This window comes from Pseudomonas sp. GM50 (genome assembly GCF_000282375.1).
Classification (GTDB): Bacteria; Pseudomonadota; Gammaproteobacteria; order Pseudomonadales; family Pseudomonadaceae; genus Aquipseudomonas.
The window spans coordinates 41,572-63,800 of record NZ_AKJK01000112.1 but is presented as its reverse complement, the minus strand read 5'-3'; the positions used below and the strand labels follow the sequence as shown (position 1 = coordinate 63,800).

19 protein-coding genes and 4 tRNA genes are annotated in these 22,229 nt (G+C 59.2%); 9 read left to right on the top strand and 14 right to left on the bottom strand.

Going from position 1 to position 22,229, the window contains the following annotated elements; all coding sequences use genetic code 11:
• Positions 1-1,137, top strand: coding sequence for a catalase family protein (locus PMI30_RS03945; RefSeq protein WP_008013931.1), 1,137 nt, complete (start codon positions 1-3; stop codon positions 1,135-1,137).
• A 249-nt stretch (positions 1,138-1,386) separates the two neighbouring features.
• On the opposite strand, the gene PMI30_RS03950 is transcribed toward PMI30_RS03945, so the two are convergent.
• The 4 genes from PMI30_RS03950 to PMI30_RS03965 form a co-directional block, all read right to left on the bottom strand.
• A tRNA-Asp gene (locus PMI30_RS03950) sits at positions 1,387-1,463 on the bottom strand.
• A gap of 19 nt (positions 1,464-1,482) precedes the next feature.
• A tRNA-Val gene (locus tag PMI30_RS03955) sits at positions 1,483-1,558 on the bottom strand.
• A gap of 187 nt (positions 1,559-1,745) precedes the next feature.
• Positions 1,746-1,822 (bottom strand) — tRNA-Asp (locus PMI30_RS03960).
• A gap of 18 nt (positions 1,823-1,840) precedes the next feature.
• Positions 1,841-1,916 (bottom strand) — tRNA-Val (locus PMI30_RS03965).
• A 160-nt stretch (positions 1,917-2,076) separates the two neighbouring features.
• Here PMI30_RS03965 and rdgC point away from each other — a divergent pair.
• From rdgC to sugE, 3 genes are all read left to right on the top strand, one after another.
• Positions 2,077-2,997 carry a recombination-associated protein RdgC gene (gene rdgC, locus PMI30_RS03970; protein ID WP_007898901.1) on the top strand — a complete coding sequence of 307 codons (921 nt, stop codon included), beginning with the start codon at positions 2,077-2,079 and terminating at the stop codon, positions 2,995-2,997.
• Positions 2,998-3,140: 143 nt separating this feature from the next.
• Complete coding sequence (locus PMI30_RS03975; RefSeq protein ID WP_007898902.1) at positions 3,141-4,106, top strand: bile acid:sodium symporter family protein; 966 nt, start codon at positions 3,141-3,143, stop codon at positions 4,104-4,106.
• 119 nt (positions 4,107-4,225) lie between these two features.
• Positions 4,226-4,540 (top strand): quaternary ammonium compound efflux SMR transporter SugE, encoded by a 315-nt coding sequence (gene sugE / locus PMI30_RS03980; protein ID WP_008013928.1) that lies wholly within the window; start codon positions 4,226-4,228, stop codon positions 4,538-4,540.
• A gap of 103 nt (positions 4,541-4,643) precedes the next feature.
• Here the strand turns inward: sugE and PMI30_RS03985 are convergent, their stop codons facing one another.
• The 3 genes from PMI30_RS03985 to PMI30_RS03995 all read right to left on the bottom strand — a co-directional run bounded on the left by PMI30_RS03985 (position 4,644) and on the right by PMI30_RS03995 (position 9,116).
• Positions 4,644-6,518: an MFS transporter gene (locus tag PMI30_RS03985; protein ID WP_008013927.1), complete on the bottom strand. Its 1,875-nt coding sequence runs from the start codon at positions 6,516-6,518 to the stop codon at positions 4,644-4,646.
• Between the two features lie 109 nt (positions 6,519-6,627).
• Positions 6,628-7,779, bottom strand: a complete 1,152-nt coding sequence (locus PMI30_RS03990) for a TDT family transporter (protein ID WP_008013925.1) — start codon at positions 7,777-7,779, stop codon at positions 6,628-6,630.
• 143 nt (positions 7,780-7,922) lie between these two features.
• Entirely contained in the window at positions 7,923-9,116 is a 1,194-nt protein-coding gene (locus PMI30_RS03995) for an MFS transporter (protein WP_008013923.1), read from the bottom strand.
• A gap of 91 nt (positions 9,117-9,207) precedes the next feature.
• Between PMI30_RS03995 and PMI30_RS04000 the strand changes: the two genes are divergently transcribed.
• Entirely contained in the window at positions 9,208-9,747 is a 540-nt protein-coding gene (locus tag PMI30_RS04000) for a TetR/AcrR family transcriptional regulator (protein ID WP_008013921.1), read from the top strand.
• Between the two features lie 247 nt (positions 9,748-9,994).
• Positions 9,995-13,465: a hybrid sensor histidine kinase/response regulator gene (locus PMI30_RS04005; RefSeq protein WP_008013919.1), complete on the top strand. Its 3,471-nt coding sequence runs from the start codon at positions 9,995-9,997 to the stop codon at positions 13,463-13,465.
• A gap of 140 nt (positions 13,466-13,605) precedes the next feature.
• Here PMI30_RS04005 and rmuC read toward each other — a convergent pair whose 3' ends face one another.
• The gene (gene rmuC / locus PMI30_RS04010) at positions 13,606-14,970 is read right to left on the bottom strand and encodes a DNA recombination protein RmuC (RefSeq protein ID WP_162831691.1); all 1,365 of its coding nucleotides are present in this window, start codon (positions 14,968-14,970) and stop codon (positions 13,606-13,608) included.
• A gap of 175 nt (positions 14,971-15,145) precedes the next feature.
• The gene (locus PMI30_RS04015) at positions 15,146-15,469 is read right to left on the bottom strand and encodes a hypothetical protein (protein WP_081501309.1); all 324 of its coding nucleotides are present in this window, start codon (positions 15,467-15,469) and stop codon (positions 15,146-15,148) included.
• A 994-nt stretch (positions 15,470-16,463) separates the two neighbouring features.
• Between PMI30_RS04015 and PMI30_RS04020 the strand changes: the two genes are divergently transcribed.
• From PMI30_RS04020 to PMI30_RS04030, 3 genes are all read left to right on the top strand, one after another.
• Entirely contained in the window at positions 16,464-16,688 is a 225-nt protein-coding gene (locus PMI30_RS04020) for a hypothetical protein (protein ID WP_007898912.1), read from the top strand.
• 277 nt (positions 16,689-16,965) lie between these two features.
• Positions 16,966-17,448, top strand: a complete 483-nt coding sequence (locus PMI30_RS04025) for a hypothetical protein (RefSeq protein ID WP_008013913.1) — start codon at positions 16,966-16,968, stop codon at positions 17,446-17,448.
• 146 nt (positions 17,449-17,594) lie between these two features.
• Positions 17,595-18,863 carry an OmpP1/FadL family transporter gene (locus PMI30_RS04030; protein ID WP_008013910.1) on the top strand — a complete coding sequence of 423 codons (1,269 nt, stop codon included), beginning with the start codon at positions 17,595-17,597 and terminating at the stop codon, positions 18,861-18,863.
• Between the two features lie 89 nt (positions 18,864-18,952).
• Here PMI30_RS04030 and PMI30_RS04035 read toward each other — a convergent pair whose 3' ends face one another.
• From PMI30_RS04035 to PMI30_RS04050, 5 genes are all read right to left on the bottom strand, one after another.
• Complete coding sequence (locus tag PMI30_RS04035; protein ID WP_008013908.1) at positions 18,953-19,504, bottom strand: glutathione peroxidase; 552 nt, start codon at positions 19,502-19,504, stop codon at positions 18,953-18,955.
• Between the two features lie 56 nt (positions 19,505-19,560).
• Positions 19,561-19,683, bottom strand: a complete 123-nt coding sequence (locus PMI30_RS31945; protein WP_007898919.1) for a hypothetical protein — start codon at positions 19,681-19,683, stop codon at positions 19,561-19,563.
• Complete coding sequence (locus tag PMI30_RS04040; protein ID WP_008013905.1) at positions 19,680-20,888, bottom strand: MFS transporter; 1,209 nt, start codon at positions 20,886-20,888, stop codon at positions 19,680-19,682. The genes PMI30_RS31945 and PMI30_RS04040 overlap by 4 nt, the downstream gene beginning before the upstream one ends.
• Before the next feature lie 52 nt (positions 20,889-20,940).
• Entirely contained in the window at positions 20,941-21,345 is a 405-nt protein-coding gene (locus PMI30_RS04045; protein WP_008013903.1) for a MarR family winged helix-turn-helix transcriptional regulator, read from the bottom strand.
• Positions 21,346-21,497: 152 nt separating this feature from the next.
• Complete coding sequence (locus PMI30_RS04050) at positions 21,498-22,229, bottom strand: adenosylcobinamide-GDP ribazoletransferase (RefSeq protein WP_008013902.1); 732 nt, start codon at positions 22,227-22,229, stop codon at positions 21,498-21,500.

Sequence of the window (22,229 nt, the reverse complement as noted above, 5' to 3'; positions counted from 1 at the left end):
ATGCTGATTACTCTCTGGTTGCGCCTGGGTGCCTTCCTCGGCAAAACCCTGCTGTGGTTGTTGGGTCTGGGCCTGCTCGGCTGGGCGCTGATCATGGCCTGGTCCGCCTGGCAGCATCGCGGCCCGGTATCGGCTGAAGAACTGATTCCGGACGGCGAAGCGGCAATGACCCAGGAGATCATCCAGACGGCCGTGCGAATCGTCGATCAACACCGCGAAAATACCCGCTACCTGCGCGATGCCCATGCCAAAGCCCACGGCTGCGTGAAGGCCGAGGTTCAGGTGCTGCCGGATCTGGCGATGGCGTTACGTCAAGGTGTGTTCAGCGAACCCGGCAAAACCTGGCAAGCGACAATGCGGCTGTCCAACGGCAATGCGTATCCACAGTTTGACAGCATCCGCGATGCCCGGGGCATGGCGATCAAACTGTTCGATGTGCCTGGTAAACAGTTGCTGAGTGACCGACAAGGGCGCAGTGAACAGGATTTCGTGATGTTCAACCATCCGAACTTCTTTGTCAGCGATGTCGCCGAGTATCGTCAGAATGTGGCCGCTCAGGCTGACGGCAAAAAGGTCATGGCGTTCTTCCCGGGTTGGGACCCGCGCACCTGGCAGGTTCGCCATCTGTTTATTGCGCTGGCGACGCTCTCCCCTGCCCCGACAAGCCCGACGCAGACCACTTACTTTTCGGTTTCGCCGTACAAGTTTGGTGAGGCCAACGCCAAATTCCGGGTGATGCCGGATCCTGATAGCTGCCCGGCCTACGCGCTGCCCACGCAAAATCAAAACCTGCCGAATTTCCTGCGCAGTGCGCTGAACCAGCAGCTGTCGACCGATCGGGTGCCGGCGTGTTTCGTGCTACAGATCCAGCGTCAGGATGCGGGCAAATACATGCCGATCGAAGACACCAGTATCGAGTGGAACGAAAGCGACGCGCCCTTCGAAACCGTGGCCCGGATCAAACTGCCTGCCCAGGATTTCGACACCCCGGCGCTGAACCTGCAATGCGACAACCAATCGTTCAACCCATGGTTCGGCCTTGAAGCCCATAGGCCGATTGGCGGGATCAACCGGTTACGCAAAGCGGTGTACGAGGCCGTCAGCGACTACCGGCACAGCCGTAACGCCGAACAATAGGCAAGGCAGAACCTGTGGGAGCGGGCTTGCTCGCGAAAGCGGTGTGTCAGGCAACATCAATGTTGACTGTGCCGCCATCTTCGCGAGCAAGCCCGCTCCCACAGGGATTTCACTTAACTGACTGGCATTACCCGAACAGGTCGCGTTTGCAGTGGGAACCAGCACAAAGCCAAATCCCAGACGGCAAAAAGCCCGCATTAAGCGGGCTTTCTGTAGTGATCTGGCGTTCAGCGTTCCAGATACCGAATATGGCGCAGCGGACGGGACTCGAACCCGCGACCCCCGGCGTGACAGGCCGGTATTCTAACCGACTGAACTACCGCTGCGCGTAGCGTTGAAAGTAAGTGGTGGGTGATGACGGGATCGAACCGCCGACATTCTGCTTGTAAGGCAGACGCTCTCCCAGCTGAGCTAATCACCCTTTACCTTCGTTGCGGGGCGCATTGTGCCACAGATTTTCATAAAGTGTTGATTTAATTGATAAAAAATCAAAAAAATCTGAAAACCGGTAAAACGACACACCCTGCAGGAACCTCAGGCAGAAAAAAACCCGCGTTAGCGGGCTTTTCCGTGGTGACCTGGCGTTCAGCGTTCCAGGTTACCGAATATGGCGCAGCGGACGGGACTCGAACCCGCGACCCCCGGCGTGACAGGCCGGTATTCTAACCGACTGAACTACCGCTGCGCGTAACACTAAAGCGAATGGTGGGTGATGACGGGATCGAACCGCCGACATTCTGCTTGTAAGGCAGACGCTCTCCCAGCTGAGCTAATCACCCTTCACTTTCGGTGTGGCGCGCATTCTACGTAGCGACCCAATCTCTGGCAAGCACTTTTTTAATTAATTTTCTCAGGCCTTCCAAAGGCTTAGAGAAGGGTTGGCCTATGGCACACGGAGGACAATAATGCCCCCCTTTGTATAAAGGAGAGACTCACCCCATGTGGTTCAAAAACCTGCTTATCTATCGCCTGACCCAAGATCTGCCTTTTGATGCCGAGGCGTTGGAAACTGCACTGGCCACCAAACTGGCGCGTCCATGTGCAAGCCAGGAGTTGACCACCTACGGTTTCGTCGCGCCATTCGGCAAGGGCGAAGACGCGCCGCTGGTACACATCAGCGGCGACTTCTTGCTGATCGCCGCCCGTAAGGAAGAACGCATTCTGCCGGGCAGTGTCGTGCGTGATGCGGTGAAGGAAAAGGTCGAAGAGATCGAAGCCGAACAAATGCGCAAGGTCTACAAAAAGGAACGCGATCAGATCAAGGATGAGATCATCCAGGCCTTCCTGCCCCGCGCCTTTATCCGTCGCTCGTCGACCTTCGCCGCCATCGCGCCAAAACAGGGCCTGATCCTGGTTAACTCGGCTAGCCCGAAACGTGCCGAAGACCTGCTGTCTACCCTGCGCGAAGTGATCGGCTCGCTGCCAGTGCGTCCGCTGACGGTGAAGATGTCGCCGACCGCCACCATGACCGAGTGGGTCACCACCCAGAAAGCCGCGGATGATTTCTTCGTGCTGGACGAGTGCGAACTGCGCGATACCCACGAAGATGGCGGCATTGTGCGCTGCAAGCGTCAGGACCTGACCAGCGAAGAAATCCAGCTGCACCTGAGCACCGGCAAAGTAGTCACTCAACTGTCGCTGGCCTGGCAGGACAAACTGTCGTTCGTGCTTGACGACAAAATGGTGGTCAAGCGCCTGAAGTTTGAAGACCTGCTGCAGGATCAGGCGGAACAGGACGGTGGCGACGAAGCCCTCGGCCAACTGGACGCCAGCTTTACCCTGATGATGCTGACCTTCGGCGACTTCCTGCCGGCGATGGTTGAAGCGTTGGGTGGCGAAGAGACCCCGCAAGGTATTTAAAGGCGTGTGATGCCTACTGTGGGAGCGAGCCTGCTCGCGATAGCGGAGTTTCAGTCAACATCATTGTTGAATGTCAGCCCCTCATCGCGAGCAGGCTCGCTCCCACATTGGTTTTGTGGTGCTACTTAAACAAGGATCAGGCCATGCGCGCACTGGCTGCATTGAGTCGTTTTGTCGGCAACACCTTCGCTTACTGGGTACTCATTTTCGCCGTCGTGGCGTTTGTGCAACCAACCTGGTTCATCGGCTTGAAAGGCGCCATCGTGCCACTGCTGGGGCTGGTGATGTTCGGCATGGGCCTGACCCTCAAGCTCGAAGATTTCGCCGAAGTCGCTCGCCATCCGTGGCGCGTGGCTTTGGGCGTAGTCGCCCATTTCGTGATCATGCCCGGTGTGGCGTGGTTGCTCTGCCAGGTTTTCCACCTGCCGCCAGAGATCGCTGTCGGGGTGATTCTGGTCGGCTGCTGCCCAAGCGGCACCTCCTCGAACGTGATGACCTGGCTGGCCCGAGGCGATCTGGCGTTGTCGGTGGCCATTGCCGCCGTCACCACCCTCCTCGCTCCGTTGCTGACGCCGGCGCTGATCTGGCTGCTGGCCTCGGCCTGGTTGCCGGTGTCGTTCATGGAGCTGTTCTGGTCGATCCTGCAAGTCGTGCTGCTGCCGATCGTGCTTGGCGTGGTTGCCCAGCGCGTACTCGGTGATCGGGTTCGTCACGCGGTGGATGTATTGCCGCTGGTGTCGGTGGTGAGCATCGTGATCATCGTCACCGCCGTGGTGGCTGCCAGCCAGGCGAAGATTGCCGAATCCGGCCTGCTGATCATGGCCGTGGTGATGTTGCACAACAGCTTCGGCTACTTGTTGGGTTACTTCACCGGGCGCCTGTTCAACCTGCCCCTGGCCCAGCGCAAATCCCTGGCACTGGAAGTCGGCATGCAGAACTCCGGCCTGGGCGCGGCCCTGGCCAGTGCGCACTTCTCGCCGCTGGCGGCGGTGCCAAGTGCGTTATTCAGCGTCTGGCACAACATTTCCGGGGCGCTGCTCTCGACGTATTTCCGTCGTATGAGCGAGAAAGAAGACCGGCAAATCGCCGCTCAGCAGGCGGCGGATTAAGCTGAAAACTTGATCCTCGGGTTAATGATGGGCACTCTATTGCGCAACGCGGGGACGACCTCGCGGCTCGATCGAATCATTAATCCGGGGACGACCCCATCCATCGATGGAGGTCTCTGATGTCCTGGATCATTCTGTTTTTCGCTGGCCTGTTCGAAGTCGGTTGGGCCGTCGGCCTGAAATACACCGACGGTTTCAGCCGCCCTCTTCCTACCGCACTGACCATTGCCGCCATGGCGATCAGCCTTGGCCTGCTGGGCCTTGCCATGAAGGAATTGCCGCTGGGCACGGCCTATGCGATCTGGACTGGCGTGGGTGCGGTGGGCACGGTGATCGCCGGGATCATTTTGTTTGGTGAGTCCATGGCGTTGTTTCGGCTGGCCAGTGTGGCGTTGATCATTGCCGGGTTGGTTGGGCTTAAGGTCAGCGCTTAGGCCTCTACCGTCTTCGCGGGCAAGCCTCGCTCCTACAGGTTGAGAACACACCACCCCCTGTAGGAGTGAGGCTTGCCCGCGAAGAGGCCCGCCCGATCAACGACTACCTGACGGCCCCACGCAATTCCCCCACCAACCCTTGCAATGTCGCCGGCTCAGCCACTTCAACGGCCACCGCCGGCCCCGCCACCAGGGTCACCCGCGACCACAACCGACGAAACATTCCCTTGTTCGGATCACGGCTGAAGAAACTCCCCCACAACCCCTGCAACGCCAGCGGAATCACCGGCACCGGCGTTTCTTCGAGAATCCGCGTCAGCCCGCCCTTGAACTCGTTGATCTCGCCATCGGCGGTCAACTTGCCTTCAGGGAAAATGCACACCAACTCGCCGTCCTTCAGATACTGGGCGATACGGGTGAAGGCTTTTTCGTAAATCTGTATGTCTTCCTGACGTCCGGCAATCGGAATCGTCCCCGCCGTGCGGAAGATGAAGTTCAGCACCGGCAGATTGTAGATTTTGTAATACATCACAAAGCGAATCGGCCGACGCACCGCACCGCCAATCAGCAAGGCGTCGACGAACGACACATGGTTGCAAACCAGCAATGCCGCGCCTTCATCGGGAATCAGCTCCAGGTTGCGATGTTCGACGCGATACATGGAATGGCCGAGCAGCCAGATCATGAAGCGCATGCTGAACTCGGGGACGATTTTGAAGATGTAGGCGTTGACGCCGATGTTCAGCAGCGACACCACCAGGAACAGCTGCGGGATCGACAGCTTGGCAATGCTCAGCAAGACGATCGACACAATCGCCGACACCACCATGAACAGGGCGTTAAGAATGTTGTTGGCGGCGATCACCCGTGCCCGCTCATTCTCGGCGGTGCGCGACTGGATCAGCGCATACAGCGGCACGATGTAGAAACCGCCGAAGACTCCAAGCCCGAGGATGTCGATCAACACCAGCCAGGTGTGACCGAACCCCAGCACCTCGATCCAGCCGTGGCCGGTAACGCTGTCCGGAATTCCGCCGGAATGCCACCACAGCAACAGGCCAAACACCGTCAGACCGAATGAGCCGAACGGCACCAGGCCAATCTCGACTTTGCGCCCGGACAATTTCTCGCAGAGCATCGAGCCCAATGCGATACCGACCGAGAACACGGTAAGAATCAGCGTCACGACGGTCTCGTCGCCGTGCATCCATTCCTTGGCGTACGCCGGGATCTGCGTCAGATAAATCGCCCCGACAAACCAGAACCATGAGTTGCCGACGATCGAACGCGATACCGCGGGGGTTTGTCCGAGACCCAGTTTCAAGGTGGCCCAGGACTGACTGAAGATATTCCAGTTCAAACGCATTTCCGGCGATGCCGCTGCGGCCCGGGGAATGCTGCGGCTGGCCAGGTAACCGAGCACCGCGATACCGATGATCGCCGTGGACACCACCGGCGCGTAGTTGCTGGCGGACATCATGATCCCGGCGCCAATGGTCCCGGCGAGAATCGCCAGGAAGGTGCCCATTTCCACCAGGCCGTTGCCACCCACCAGTTCTTCTTCGCGCAAGGCCTGCGGCAGGATCGAGTACTTCACCGGCCCGAACAGCGCCGAGTGGGTGCCCATGGCAAACAGCGCCAGCAGCATCAGCGACAGGTGATCGAACATGAAACCGACTGCACCCACCGTCATGATGACGATTTCCCCGAGCTTGATCAGACGGATCAGTGCGTCCTTGGCGAACTTTTCCCCGAATTGCCCGGCCAGGGCCGAGAACAGGAAAAACGGCAAGATAAACAGCAACGCACACAAGTTGACCCAGATCGAACGGTCACCCTCGATGGTCAGCTTGTACAAAATGGCGAGGATCAGCGACTGCTTGAAGATGTTGTCGTTGAAGGCCCCAAGGGACTGCGTGACAAAAAACGGCAGGAAGCGCCGAGTGCGAAGCAAGGTGAACTGCGAGGGGTGACTCATCTTCCATGTGTCCCTGATTTTGGGTAGCTGATTTTGGGTAGCGAGTGGCATGAATACTGTTTTGGAGTGGAACGTCGATCCAGGCCACAGATTACCCAATCTTTGCCGGTTATTTCTTTAATCCTGCAATGCACGGCGAAACAAACAACTCACCCCGCCATGCGCCCTGCACCGTGCGTTTGGCGACAATCAGCCACATCACCGCCAGCAACGCCACCAGCACACAGCCAAAGACACTGAAAAACGTCAGGTGCAACGTGCTCGCGAGTTTCAACGTCGCCAAAGAATAGACGCCCAACGGAAAGGTGAAGCCCCACCAGCCGAGATTGAACGGGATACCGGCGCGCAAGTAACGGACAGTGATCAACAGCGCCATCAGCATCCACCAGAACCCGAAACCCCACAGCGTGATGCCGGCCACCAAGCCAAGCCCCGCGGCGATCTCTCCGATGCCCGGCAAACCGTTGGCGGCGAAGATTGCTGGCGCATCAGCCCCCAACAGCAACATGCCCAGCGCACCGGTACCAATCGGCCCAAGGGCCAGCCAGCTTGAGGCGGCCATGTTTTCGTGGGGCAATTTATGCAACGCCATGCGCAGCAACAGAATGGTCAGAATGCTGAACGCCACCGGCAGGGAAAAGGCCCAGAGCACGTAGCTGGTCACCAACACCACCAGTTGTGAATGAGCATCGGCCAGGTGCGGCGCCAGCAAACCGCCACTGACAGCCGCCACTTCCGCCGCCACCACCGGCAACAGCCAGACGGCGGTCATCTGGTCGATGCTGTGTTCCTGGCGGGTAAACATCATGTAGGGAATCAATACGCCGCAGGCCAGCGACATCGCCACATCCAGCCACCACAGTACTTCGGCGAGATGAATCACGCCGTTACCCCAGCGCGGCAGACCGAACAACAGAAAGCCGTTGATGATGGTCGCAAGGCCCATGGGAATGGTGCCGAAAAACATCGAAACCGTGGAGTGCCCGAAAATCCGTCGCGCCTCGTCGAAGAACATGATCCAACGCGCGGCATACATGGCCGTGAACAGAACAAACAGAACAATATTGAACAGCCACAGGCCTTCGGCAAACGCATGCAGGCCGGGATTCGACACCGGCAATTGCGCGAGCGCCAGCGCCAATACCCCGGTGCCCATGGTCGCGGCGAACCAGTTGGGGGTGAATTGGCGAATGGCCTCTCGAGGGTGCTGCAAATGACTGAGCGGTTTGATACCGGGTTTAACGCTATGGGTGCAGGTCATGGTGAACTCCTGTCCTCTGGTGAGGTGGAGCTCATGATAGATCCGAATCGAATATCGATATAACGGGTAATATCTCTAACTGTTATCTGTTTTACAGATATAGCATCAGACGCTGTCTTCGGTCTCGGCGCCAAGGCCAACAGTCATCGAACATCGACGCCACAGACTTCGACAGTCTGCACACGCATCAACCCGACCAGCGCACCAAGCGACAGAATGATCAGCACTGCGCCATAACCATCGGTGGTTGCCACCAAGCCAAAGGTCCGCGTCAGACTGCCGGCCAGTAACGACGGCAAACAGAAAGCCAGGTAACTGAGTACATAAAACGCCGACATCAGCCCCGCCCGCTCATGAGGCAAGGCCAGCGGCACAATGCTTCGCAAGGCACCCAGGAAACCCGCTCCAAAACCGCCGCCCGCCACCAGGGTGCCGAAGAAAAACAACGGCAGGCTGGCGCTGTGTACCGCCAGCAGAATCAGCGCAACGCCCGCAGGCAGCAGGCTCGCGCCCAACAGCAAGACTTTGTCGGCCGGCCGATTGCGCAAGGTGTAGATCATCAAGGCGCCGGTCACCGTCAACACGGCCACCGTTGCCCCGCCAATCAGATTCGAGGTGGACCCGGTGGCGGTCCGCACCAGAGACGGCGCCAAAGAAGCGAAAAAACCACCGAGCGCCCACACCGCCAAATCTATCGGCAGCACTCGCCACAGCATCCGCCGCGCCTGAATCGGCACATGCAGGGTCGGGCGCAGTGAGGCCCAGGCACCCGATTGCCGTGTGACGCTTTCCGGCAGGCGCCAGACGTACAGCGCTTGCATCACAAACAGCGCGAACAACACCCAATAGGTCAATTGCAGCGGCAGCGGCGCAAACTCGGCCAATAAACCGCAACCCATGGCCCCCATCGCCATGCCCAGCAACGGCGCGACGCTGTTGACCATCGGCCCTTGCTGACGGTCGGTATCCAGCAGCGCCGCACTCAAAACGGCGGTGGCCATGCCCGTGGCAAAACCCTGCAGGACCCGCGCACTGATCAGCCAAGCGACACTGTCGGCGCTGATAAACAGCAACATCGCCAGCATGTTCAGCAATACGGCGGTAAAAATCACCGGTTTGCGCCCCAGATAATCCGAAAGCGAACCGACCGTGAGCAACGCTGCCAGCAAGCTGAGGGCGTAGACGCCGAAAATCAGGGTCAGGGTCGCTGCCGAGAACTGCAGGTGTTCTTGATACAAGTGATACAACGGTGTCGGCGCGGTGGAAGCGGCGAGAAAACTGAGTAAGGTGATCGCCAGAAACCACAGGCTGGAACGGTTTGACGTGAGACGGGACATGGGCACACTCCGCAAAAGCTAACTTTTTGCTTTTGCGGAGTGTGCTACCGGCTAACGCTTAAAGCAAATTCTTTGTGTTAAGGTCCGCCGTATGGCTATTAAAGAAGGTTTACGTCCTGGTGGCCGCAGCGCCAGGGTGCAAGAGTCGATTCATTCGGCAGTCCGCACGCTCCTCGAAGAACAGGATCGCGCGAGCGTGACGGTGCCGCAAATTGCTGCACGGGCCGGAGTGACGCCGTCGACCATTTACCGACGCTGGGGCGATCTGTCAGCGCTGCTGGCCGATGTCGCCCTCGCCCGCATGCGCCCCGACAGCGAACCGGCCAACACCGGCAGCCTGCGCGGTGACGTGCTGGCCTGGGCGGAGCAGTATCTGGACGAGATGAGTTCCGAGCCCGGGCGCAACATGATGCGCGATGTGCAATCCAGCGCCACGCCGGGCTATTGCGTGACGATCATTGGCGGGCAGTTGCAGACAATTCTGGATCGCTATCCCGAGCAGCCGAAGCCGAGTGCCGATCGACTGATCAATATGGTGGTGGCGCCGACGGTGTTTCGCATCCTGTTTGCGACGCAGTCGCTGGAGGTTGAAGAGTTGCATCGGTTGATTGATATTGCGTTGAATCAGTAACCGCCATCGCGAGCAGGCTCGCTCCCACAGTTGATCTCAGTGGACACATAAATTGTGACCGACTTAGATCCAATGTGGGAGCGAGCCTGCTCGCGATGAAGGCCGCACAGACACCAAAGATCTGACGGCCTCCCAACCTGCGACACCCCGCCACGCCACGACCTTGGTCGACACTGACTAACTCAAGCGGTCATGCGAGACTGTCCTGACCGGGCGCAGTCCCGGAGGTCTTTTGTCTGGAGTTCCCATGTCGCTGTCCATCGGGCTGATTGCCGCCGTCGCCCTTGCCTATATGGCCATCCTGTTCGCTATCGCCTTCTACGGTGACCGGCGCAGCGCGCCGTTGCCGCCACGGGTGCGTGCCTGGGTGTACAGCCTGTCGCTGGCCGTTTATTGCACCAGCTGGACATTCTTTGGTGCCGTGGGCCAGGCGGCCGAACAACTCTGGTCATTCCTGCCGATCTACCTCGGGCCGATCCTGCTGCTGGTGTGCGCGCCGTGGGTCCTGCAAAAAATGGTGATGATCAGCAAGCAGGAAAACATCACCTCCATCGCCGACTTCATCGCCGCCCGCTACGGCAAATCCCAGTCGCTGGCGGTCGTGGTGGCGCTGATCTGCCTGGTCGGCGTATTGCCCTACATCGCCTTGCAGCTCAAGGGCATCGTGCTGGGCGTGAACCTGTTGATCGGTGCCGGCGCTGACGCCATGGGCACGCGCGCGCAGGACACGGCGCTGATCGTGTCGTTGGTGCTGGCGCTGTTCACCATCGTTTTCGGTACCCGCAACCTCGACGCCACGGAACACCACCGCGGCATGGTGCTGGCGATTGCCTTTGAATCACTGGTCAAGCTGTTCGCATTTCTCGCGGTCGGCGCGTTTGTGACCTACGGCCTGTATGACGGTTTCGACGACCTGTTCGACCAGGCCATGCTCGCCCCGCGCCTCGAAGCGTACTGGAAAGAAACCATCAACTGGCCGTCCATGGTGGTGCAAACCGGCGTGGCGATGATGGCAATCATCTGCCTGCCCCGGCAGTTCCATGTGACCGTAGTGGAAAACATCGATCCTCAGGATCTGCGTTTGGCCAAGTGGGTGTTCCCGGTCTATCTGGCGCTGGCGGCGCTGTTTGTCGTGCCGATCGCGCTGGCCGGTCAGATGTTGTTGCCCAGTTCGGTGCTGCCGGACTCATTCGTCATCAGCCTGCCCCTGGCCCAATCTCACCCTGCCTTGGCAATGCTGGCGTTTATCGGCGGTGCTTCGGCGGCGACCGGTATGGTGATCGTGGCCAGCGTCGCGCTGTCGACCATGCTTTCCAACGACATGTTGCTGCCCTGGTTGCTGCGGCGTAATAACGCCGAGCGGCCGTTCGAAGTGTTCCGTCAGTGGATGCTTTCGGTGCGACGGGTGAGCATCGTGGTCATTCTGCTGCTGGCCTACGTCAGTTATCGACTGCTGGGCTCCACCGCGAGCCTGGCGACCATCGGCCAGATCGCCTTCGCCGCCGTGACCCAACTGGCCCCGGCCATGCTCGGCGCGCTGTATTGGAAACAGGCCAACCGTCGAGGGGTGTTCGCGGGGCTAGCCGCTGGGACGTTCCTCTGGTTCTACACCCTGGTGTTGCCGATCGCCGCCAAAAGTCTCGGCTTGCCCCTGAGCAGTTTTCCGGGGCTGGCATGGCTGCAAGGCAACCCGTTGAACCTGCCGATCACACCGCTGACGCAAGGCGTGGTGCTGTCCCTGGCGGGCAACTTCACCCTGTTCGCCTGGGTTTCGGTGCTGTCGCGCACGCGGGTTTCGGAGCACTGGCAGGCCGGCCGCTTCATCGGCCAGGAAATCAGCGCCCGCCCGAGCGCCCGTTCGATGCTGGCGGTACAGATCAACGACTTGCAGCAACTGGCCGCCCGTTTTGTCGGCGAAGAGCGGGCTCGTCAGAGTTTCCTCCGTTTCGCCTACCGTCAGGGCAAAGGCTTCAACCCGAACCAGAACGCGGACGGTGAATGGATCGCCCATACCGAACGCTTGCTGGCCGGTGTACTCGGCGCATCTTCGACCCGGGCGGTGGTAAAAGCAGCCATTGAAGGTCGGGAAATGCAACTCGAGGATGTCGTGCGGATCGCCGACGAAACCTCGGAAGTGCTGCAGTTCAACCGCGCCCTGCTGCAAGGCGCCATCGAGAACATCACCCAGGGCATCAGCGTGGTCGACCAGTCGCTGAAACTGGTGGCCTGGAACCGGCGCTACCTTGAGTTGTTCAACTACCCCGACGGATTGATCAGCGTTGGCCGGCCGATTGCCGACATCATTCGCTACAACGCTGAGCGCGGTCTGTGCGGGCCCGGCGAGGCGCAAGTACACGTCGCCCGTCGCTTGCACTGGATGCGTCAGGGCCGCGCCCATACCTCCGAGCGGCTGTTCCCCAATGGTCGAGTGATCGAGCTGATCGGTAACCCGATGCCCGGCGGCGGTTTCGTCATGAGCTTCACCGACATCACCGCGTTCCGCGAGGCCGAGCAGGCGCTGACCGAAGCGAACGAAGGCCTCGAGCAACGGGTCACCGAACGGACCCACGAGCTGTCGCAACTCAACGTTGCCCTGACCGAAGCCAAGGGCACCGCCGAATCGGCCAACCAGTCGAAAACCCGTTTCCTGGCTGCCGTCAGCCATGACTTGATGCAACCGCTGAATGCTGCGCGACTGTTCTCTGCCGCGCTCTCCCATCAGGAGGAAAACCTATCCAGTGAAGCCCGGAAACTGGTTCATCACCTGGACAGTTCACTGCGCTCGGCCGAGGACCTGATCAGCGACCTGCTGGACATTTCTCGCCTGGAAAACGGCAAGATAAACCCTGATCGCAAGCCCTTCGCGCTCAATGAGTTGTTCCATACGCTAGGCGCCGAGTTCAAGGCACTGGCTCAGGAACAGGGGCTGAAATTCCGCGTCAGGGGCAGCGAGCTGCGGGTCGACAGCGACATCAAACTGCTGCGACGGATCTTGCAGAACTTCCTGACCAATGCTTTCCGCTATGCCAAAGGGCCGGTGCTGCTGGGCGTTCGGCGGCGCAACGGCGAGCTGTGCCTGGAGGTTTGGGACCGTGGACCGGGTATTCCGGAAGATAAACTGCAGGTGATTTTCGAAGAGTTCAAACGCCTCGACAGCCACCAGACCCGGGCCGAGAAAGGCCTGGGCTTGGGCCTGGCGATTGCCGATGGGTTGTGTCGTGTGCTGGGCCATACCTTGCGCGTGCGTTCCTGGCCGGGTCGCGGCAGCGTGTTCAGTGTCAGCGTACCGCTGGCTCGGGTACAAACCACAACGCCGGCCAAAGTGGCCGAACTCAATGGCCATTTGCTCAGCGGCGCGCAGGTGCTGTGTATCGATAACGAAGACAGCATTTTGATCGGCATGAATAGTTTGCTCACACGCTGGGGTTGCCAGGTCTGGACCGCGCGCAACCGTGAGGAGTGCGCGACGCTGCTCGGCGACGGGGTGCGTCCGCAATTGGCGCTGGTGGATTATCACCTGGACGATGGCGAGACCGGAACCGAGTTGATGGCGTGGTTGCGCACGCAACTGGGCGAGCCGGTGCCGGGGGTGGTGATCAGTGCAGATGGACGGCCGGAGACGGTGGCCCAGGTGCATGCGGCGGGCCTGGATTACCTGGCCAAACCGGTGAAACCGGCGGCGTTGCGGGCGTTGTTGAGTCGGCATTTGCCGTTGTAGTGCGGCAGATCTGAACCCTGTAGTGGGGCGATTGACGCCTTCGCGAGCAAGCCCGCTCCCACAGTGGATTGGTGTTGTTGCACAAATAGAGTGAACACCACAAACCCTGTGGGAGCGGGCTTGCTCGCGAAGCTTTTCGGCTACTCCGGCAACTCGGCCAAGCCATCGACATCGGTCATCGCCCGCTCCAGCAGGTCCGCCGGCAAGCTCTTGCTGGCCCGCGCCCCGAGCAACTTGAGCTGTTCGCTGCGACTGACCAGGTTGCCACGGCCTTCTGTCAGCTTGTTGCGTGCGTTGCTGTAAGCCTTGTCCAGTTGCTGCAAGCGATTGCCGACCTCGTCCAAATCCTGAATGAACAACACGAATTTGTCGTACAGCCAACCGGCGCGCTCGGCGATTTCCCGGGCATTCTGGCTCTGGCGCTCCTGCTTCCACAGACTGTCGATGACCCGCAAGGTGGCCAGTAGCGTGGTCGGGCTGACAATCACGATATTGCGGTCGAATGCCTCCTGAAACAGCGTCGGCTCAGCCTGCAACGCCGCGGAAAATGCCGCTTCGATCGGGACGAAAAGCAGCACGAAATCCAGGCTGTGCAAGCCGTCGAGCCGCTTGTAGTCCTTGCCGGCCAGGCCTTTGACGTGATTGCGCAGGGACAGCACGTGCTGCTTGATGGCGATCTGGCCAATGGCATCGTCCTCGGCCGCCACATATTGCTGATAGGCCGTGAGGCTGACCTTGGAATCGACCACGACCTGCTTGTCGCCGGGCAGGTAAATAATCACATCCGGCTGGAAACGCTCACCGTCCGGTCCCTTGAGATTGACCTGGGTCTGGTACTCACGCCCCTTCTCCAGCCCCGCATGCTCAAGCACCCGCTCGAGAATCAGTTCGCCCCAGTTGCCTTGGGTTTTCTGCCCTTTCAAGGCCCGCGTCAGGTTGGTGGCTTCGTCGCTCAGGCGCAGGTTCAGTTGTTGCAGCCGTTCCAGCTCCTTGGCCAGGGAAAAGCGCTCGCGGGCTTCAGCCTGATAGCTTTCCTCGACGCGTTTTTCGAACGACTGGATACGTTCCTTCAACGGATCAAGCAACTGGCCCAAACGCTGTTGACTGGTTTCGGCAAAACGCTGCTCACGTTCGTCGAAGATCTTGCCCGCCAGCTCGGCGAATTGCGCGCGCAGCTCGTCCCGCGAGCCTTGCAGGTCGTTGAGGCGCTGCTGATGGCTTTCCTGCTGCTCGCGCAGCTCGGCGTTAAGGGAAGCGGCCTGAGCGTCGAGGCGACGCAACTCAGCCTCTTTGCCGGCGCGTTCGATGTTCCAGGCGTGGGCCGCGTCGCGGGCGTCGTCGCGTTCGATCTGCAGCAGTTCGACTTCACGGCGCACGGCGGCCAGATCGGCCTGTTTGGCGGCGTTGGCTTGGCTCAGATCAGCGATTTCATCACGGCAGGTGTCAAGCTGAGCATTCAAGCCGTCCTGCGTCAGTTGGGCGATGGCGAGGCGCTCTTCCAGCAGCGCCAGTTCGGCCTGCCCCGCACTCGCTCGACGCTGAAGTTGCCAGGCCAGCACCAGTAACGGCAGCCCAGCGCCCGCCAGCCCCAGCAATGCGCTGGTCAAGTCCATCGCCATAGCCACTCCTGCCGATTAGATAAAGCGTGAAGGTTAACCAAGGCGTCAGGTCTTGGACAGCTCAGTCTTCGGTCAGGCCCAGTTCCTGTTGCGCGCGTCGGTCGCCCGCACGCGCGGCCTGACGCAACAGCTCCTGGCCAATGCGGCGATCCAGGGCATTACCGCATTCGCGGCACATCAACTGGCCGAGACGGCTTTGCGCGGCCACCACGCCTTCACGGGCAGGCTGCTTGAGCAAGCGTCCGGCGAAGTGTTTGACGTTGGAGTTTTCACCCAGGCGCGGGCTGTCCAGCAGCCACTCGGCCACGCGCATCGAAAAACGCTTGGGTGGGGTAACACTGGGAGGGGTTGGGGTAGCAGAGACTGATACTGAGCGAAACTTCATAAAGCACTGTGGGGCAGATCGGAAGGCGCGCCACTCTACTCTTTTTTTCGCACAGGTAAAGTCGAAAAAAGCCTGCACGCCCGTCCTAGAGCAAGCGCTTGGGACAATCCACAGAAGCTGTGGATAACTCAGTGGACAACCGCCTTTGAACTCGCGCAAAGCCGTGTGGGATGGGGCTCGCAGTCAAACTGACGATTTTTTCACCAGTAAAAAAAAGCGATGTTTTTCATTGACTTAAATTTTCATTACAGGCACCCACTCCCATTGAGGCGAGGATGACAGTGGGATGACAGTTCGCGCAACTTATGTGCACAAGTACCTGCGAGGCGGTTATATCGATGCGCTTTTTCGGCGCGTTTTTAGGTAAGGTCTGGGGATAAACCCAAGGCAACCCGCGCTACAGATTGATCCTGGCTTGATCGTCCTCTCGGATCAACGGTCGGGTTCTGGGCTATTACGGGGCGCAGGGTCTGCCGGTGGCTCTTCCAATCGCTCAGCCGGGACTGGTCGGCAGGCACTCCAACGATCTTTTTTTGCAAACAGACTTCCCTTCGGTAATTCAATCCGTTAGTATCCGCGGCGTTAGTACCAAGCTGAAAGTCAATTCTGGTCGAACAAATCCCCCCGGTCAGCCTTCTCCAAGAGAAGCCTCCACCGACAAAGCGGGATCGGCCACCTCGATGGTTTCCAGGTAAATCTACGCCAACACAGCCTTTGAATCGAAAGCAAAGGGTGTTGCGAAGCTCACTTACTCTGACCGAACCAGCCTGCAAATTGATCAGGATCTTCACCCCGGGCCCAGAACCTTTGCCCTTGATGTGTTGCCTGCCCTCCTAAGTACCTACCTGCCAGCCCAAGCGCGCCAATTTATCAGCGCTTCAAACTGGCTGCTTTGTTCCAGTCGGGTTCTTCGTTCGACCAATGGTGGTCGTCGTCACTGGAACGTTTTAACTTTGCACGGTTCTTATCCGTGTCGCTTGTAGGAACACCAAATATGTCTACTCAAATCCACACTCAGGATGCCATCCGCACCCTAACCAACGCTTTTGCTCCAATGAACTGCCTGATCATGGCTGCTCGCAAAGGCTGCTTCAGCTTCACTCTGGTCAACGAACACGGCATCGCTCGTCACAGCGAACGCCTGTACCCGGATCAATACTCCAGCGCAGAACCGCTGCAGGCTGTGATCGAGCGTACTCGCCAGGCACTGGTTGCCTGAGACGCCAGAAAGGCTGAAAACCTCAAAAGGCCCTGCTGAAAAGCGGGGCTTTTTATTGCCCGATATTTCTCATTTCGTGACCTACGGCTAAGCACCAACCGATATAACGGTTATAACTCGAAGCCGGAAATATTTTAAAAACAGTCCTTTACAGCGAAATAATGACACTACACTTCAACTCAAGCGGCTTGGTCCGCTTCCGGCGAGCCTGAATCGATCCACTGCTGCCAAGCCCCCCTTCAGGTGTCGCCGACCCACTTCATGTTTCGAGGGTTTTATGGGTATCGCTGCCAGCGAACTGTGTCGTTATGTGATCCGTCCGACATTGATCTACCTCGGACGCCATAGCGCAACTGCCGAATCCCTGCTGCTGGGCATTGCCGCCAGTCAGTCAGCCCTTGGGTCAGCCTTGCATGACCGCCGTGGACACGGCCTGTACCGAATCGCCGAGCCTCGCCACCAAGCCCTGTGGGATCACTATTTGGCCCTGGACCCGGATCGGGCGAGCCTGGTCCGCGGCCTGGCCAGCCAACATGCTTTTCTAAGCGGGCCGCACCTGGAATTGACCGTCAACCTGCGTTACGCCACTGCCATCGCCTGGCTGCTGATAGAAGAACAGAACACTCCCCTCCCCGCCTCCGATGACCTGTTGGGAATGGCCCGAATCTGGCGCCAGACTTTCCAGCCCCAAGGCCGTCTGCGCGATTTCACCTACGCCTGGCAAACCTGTGTTTCATCGTTGAATCAGGTCGCCTGCTAACCCACCCGTTTCCGAAGATCGCACAACTTGTCGCGATTTTGGTCGGATTGTCCTACAAAACCGCTCTAAATCAAGCGATACAGGCTATAGCGCCCGGACGAAAATGTTGGTAATTTTCGCCCCGGTGATCACCAGGAGTTCTAATAATGAAAAAAGTAATGCTCAAAACCACCCTTAGCCTCGCCGTTGCCATGGCATCCACCCACATCTTCGCAAGTGGCTTTGCCCTTAACGAACAAAGCATCAGCGGGATGGGGACAGGTTTTGCCGGGCGATCTTCATCTGCCGACGACGCATCTACAGTTTTTGGTAACCCTGCCGGCATGTCTCGCCTCAAGCGCGAACAAGTGACCGGTGGTGTTGCATTTATCGACGCGCACGCTGATATCAGTGATGCAAGCTCCAGTCCGAATAGCGGCACCAACAAAGGTGACATGGTCCCTTTCATGGGCGTGCCCATGGGCTACTACGTAAAGCCAATCGATGACCACTGGGCATTCGGTTTCGGCGTCTACGCTCCATTCGGCCTGGTGACCGACTACGAGAACGGCTTCGCCGGCAAATACTTCGGCAGCAAGAGCGAAGTAAAAATCGTCACCCTGCAGCCAACCGTCAGCTACGCCTTCAACGACAAGGTGTCGATCGGTTTCGGTCCGACCATCAACCGCATTGACGGCACCCTGGAATCGAACCTGTCGCTGAACCCGCGCGCAGCGGACGGTAACGTCAAGATCAAGGGTGACGACACCGCGCTGGGTTACAACATCGGTATCCTGGTTCAAGCCACCGACAGCACTCGCGTCGGCCTGACCTACCACTCGAAAGTGAAGTACAAGCTCGAGGGTGACACCAAGGTCAATTACAGCCTCCTGGGTGCCCTTGGTCAGAACCCGAACCAGAAGTACGACGCGTCGCTGGACATCACCACGCCTGAGTCGGTCGACTTCTCGGTTACTCACCAACTGGACGACAAATGGACTCTCTACGCAGGCAGCACCTGGACTCGCTGGAGCCGCCTGAAAGAAATCTCCGTTGAGAACAGCGGCGTTCCTGCGGCCCTGAACGGCCGGTTTGGCACCATCACTGAAGAACAGAACTGGCATGACACCTGGGCTCACGCCATCGGCGCTTCGTACCAGTTGAACAAGCAATGGGTCCTGCGTACCGGCCTGTCCGTTGACCAGGCACCGACCAATAACGAAAACCGTTCCCCACGCATTCCGACTGGCGATCGCAAGATTTTCAGCCTTGGCGCTGGCTGGAGCCCGACCGACGACCTGACCATCGATGTAGCGTACTCGTACCTGCGCGAAGAGTCGGTCAAGATCAACAACAGCAACGGCCGCCAAACCTATAACGCCAAGTATGAAAACTGGGCGAACGGTTTCGGTGTAGGCGCGACCTACCGCTTCTGATGATTCTCGGCGAGCTTGACTCCCTGCTCGCGTGAATTGAAAAAGCCCCGCACTCTTGTACAGAGGCGGGGCTTTTTAGTGCGCGTCGATCAGAGTTTCGAAGCGAGAGCTTGCTCCACCGCCTCGATGAACTCGGGATTGTCAGGCTTGGTCAGACTGGAGAAATTGGCGATCACCTTGCCTTGGCGATCGACCACGTACTTGTAGAAATTCCACTTCGGCGAACTGCTTTGTTCAGCGAGAACCTTGAACAAATGCGTTGCATCATCGCCGCGGACTTTCTGTGGCTCGGTCATGGTGAAGGTGACGCCGTAGTTCACGTAACAAACCTTGGCAGTCTCTGCGCCATCTTTAGACTCTTGTTTGAAATCATTGGATGGAACACCCACCACCTCAAGCCCTTGATCCTTGTAACGCTGATACAGCGCCTCAAGGCCTTTGAACTGCGGGGCGAAGCCACAGAAGCTCGCGGTATTGACCACCACCAGCGGCTTGCCGGCAAAGCGCTGGCACAGATCGATGGATTCCTTGGCACGCAGCTTGGGCAATGAGCCTTGTAACAACTCCGGGCATTCTGCCGCCTGGACCAACCCGGTAAAAACCGTCAGCAACGCGGGAACTGCAAGCCAGCGCATCAGCATGTCGGTGCATCCTTGAACAATCGTCAGAAAACGAAATTACTCGCCTTCGTCGCTCGCTAGCAAGCACCCATGCCCAACTGCATCAACGCCAGGCCACCCTGATGCCAGCCCCACCACGCCAGGGCCAGCAGCAGTACGCCGATGGCGATTACAGCCATCCGCGGCCAGAGACTGTTCATGCTGCACTCATCCGGGTTTGCAGACGCGCCACCGGCTGCTCGCGCACCGGCCAGTTCAGGGCTGCGGCCACCAGACTCAAGAGAATCGCCACCTGCCAGATCAAGTCGTAACTCCCGGTTCGGTCATACACCACCCCACCCAACCAACCGCCGAGGAACGAGCCGAGCTGGTGAAAGAGGAAAACGATCCCACCGAGCATGGACAAATTTCGTACACCGAACAAGGTCGCCACCGTGCCGTTGGTCAAGGGCACCGTCGACAACCAGAGAAACCCCATGGCCATGCCGAACAAATAAGCCGTGACCTGAGTGACCGGCGCCCAGAGGAACAGCACAATCACCACCGCCCGTAACAGATACAGACCGGTGAGCAGGCGCGGTTTGGACATCCGCCCGCCGAGCCAGCCAGCGGTGTAGGTGCCGAAGATATTGAACAGCCCGATCAGCGCCAGCACCGTGGTGCCGACGGAGGCTGGCAAGTGTTGGTCCACCAGATAGGCCGGCAAGTGCACGCCGATGAACACCACCTGAAAACCGCAGACAAAAAAGCCGAACGCCAACAGCCAGAATCCTGAATGGGAACAAGCTTCGCGTAGCGCTTCAGAGAGGGTTTGCTCGTGTCCGAGCACCGGCAGCGGCTTGTCCTTAAGCATGCTCACCAGCGGCACGATCAACGCCACCACCAGGCCCAACACCAGCAATGCCGCAGACCAGCCAAGCCAGCCGATCAGCCCCAGCGTGCCGGGCAACATGGCGAATTGACCGAAAGAACCGGCGGCGCTGGCGATACCCATGCCCATGCTGCGTTTTTCCGGTGGCACGGCACGGCCGACCACACCGAGGATCACCGAGAACGAGGTGCCCGACAGGCCGATGCCGATCAACAGGCCGGCACTCAAGGACAAGGTCACCGCCGAATCGGACAACCCCATGAACACCAGGCCCAGGGCGTACAGAACACCACCGATCAACACCACCTTCGCAGCGCCAAAGCGGTCGGCCAGTGCGCCGGTGAATGGCTGCGCCAGGCCCCAGATCAGGTTCTGCAAAGCAATGGCGAAGGCAAACACTTCGCGGCCCCAGCCGAACTCGGCACTCATGGGCGCCAGAAACAGCCCGAAGCCGTGTCGCACCCCCAGGGACAACGCCAGAATCAGCGCACTCCCCAACAGAACCCAACCACATGTACGCCACATTGATGTCATTGTTGTTCTCCGGTAGCGGGTATATACCCGCTTAAGATCGAACAAACTGGCCTCAAGCCAGTTCGTCCAGCAGTTTCAGCAAAGTTTCACGCTTCTCGGCGCCCAGACGGTCGATCAACCGCTGCTGCGCCGCTTCCCAGGCCGGCAAGGCCGCTGCGAGACGTTCGCGCCCTGTCTCAGTGAGCTGGACGATGCGATTGCGCATGTCCTCGCCTTCGATCAGCGTCACCAGACCTTCACCCTCCAGCACCCGCAGATTGCGCCCCAAGGTGCTGCGATCCAGGCCCATGGCCTCGGCCAGCGTCGAGATGCTTGGCTGATCCAGACGCTGCAGATTGCACAGCAGAGAATACTGGGCAACGTTGATCCCGAAGCCGTCGAGAGCGCCGTCGTAGTGCCTGCTGACGCCACGAGCGGCGCGACGCAGGTTGGTGCACAAACATTGAGAAGGAAGCATAGTGCGTGTATATACCCGCGGTTAAATGAAAGCAAATTATTCGACACATATTACCTGTAGGAGCGAGGCTTGCCCGCGAAGGCGGTGTGTCAGTCGATATCAATGTTGACTGTGCCGCCGCCTTCGCGGGCAAGCCTCGCTCCTACAGGGGCTCAGAGCAGTGCGAGCCCCACCAGCACCGCCACCTCCAGCAATTCCAGCAACGCCCCTGCCGTATCGCCCGTTGTCCCGCCCAATCGTCGCACCATCACTTGGCGCAACCAGACAAACACCGCTGCCGCCAGTGCAAGCGCCCATACACCGCTGAGGCCTGCGATCAGCACACAGGCCACCGCACTGATCGCCAACACCTGCTGACCGGCCAAACGCGGCAGATGATCGGCCAGCGCCTGCCCCAATCCACCGGGACGCACGTAAGACGTGGTGAGAAATAACCCCAGCAACGCGCTACGGCTAATCAATGGAACGATGATCAGGATCACGCTGTGCTGCTGCTCGATCAACGCCAGCAACGCGGCGAACTTGAGCAGCAACACCAGCACCAGCGTCACCACGGCGATCGGCCCGCTACGCGGGTCTTTCATGATGGTCAGGGTGCGCTCACGGTCGCCGTACCCCCCGAGCCACGCATCGGCGCTATCGGCCAGGCCATCCAGGTGCAACGCGCCGCTGAGCACGACCCAAACACTCAGCAGCAGTACGGCGTGAAGCAATAATGGCGCGCCCAGCAATAGCCAGTTCAGCCCCCACAGAATCACGCCAAACAGCAAACCGACCAGCGGATAAAACAGCAGCGACCGGCCCAGTTCCTCGGGCGTCGGCATGCCTGGCAGGCGAATCGGCAGGCTGCTCAAAAATTGCAGGGCGATCCAGAACGGCAACAT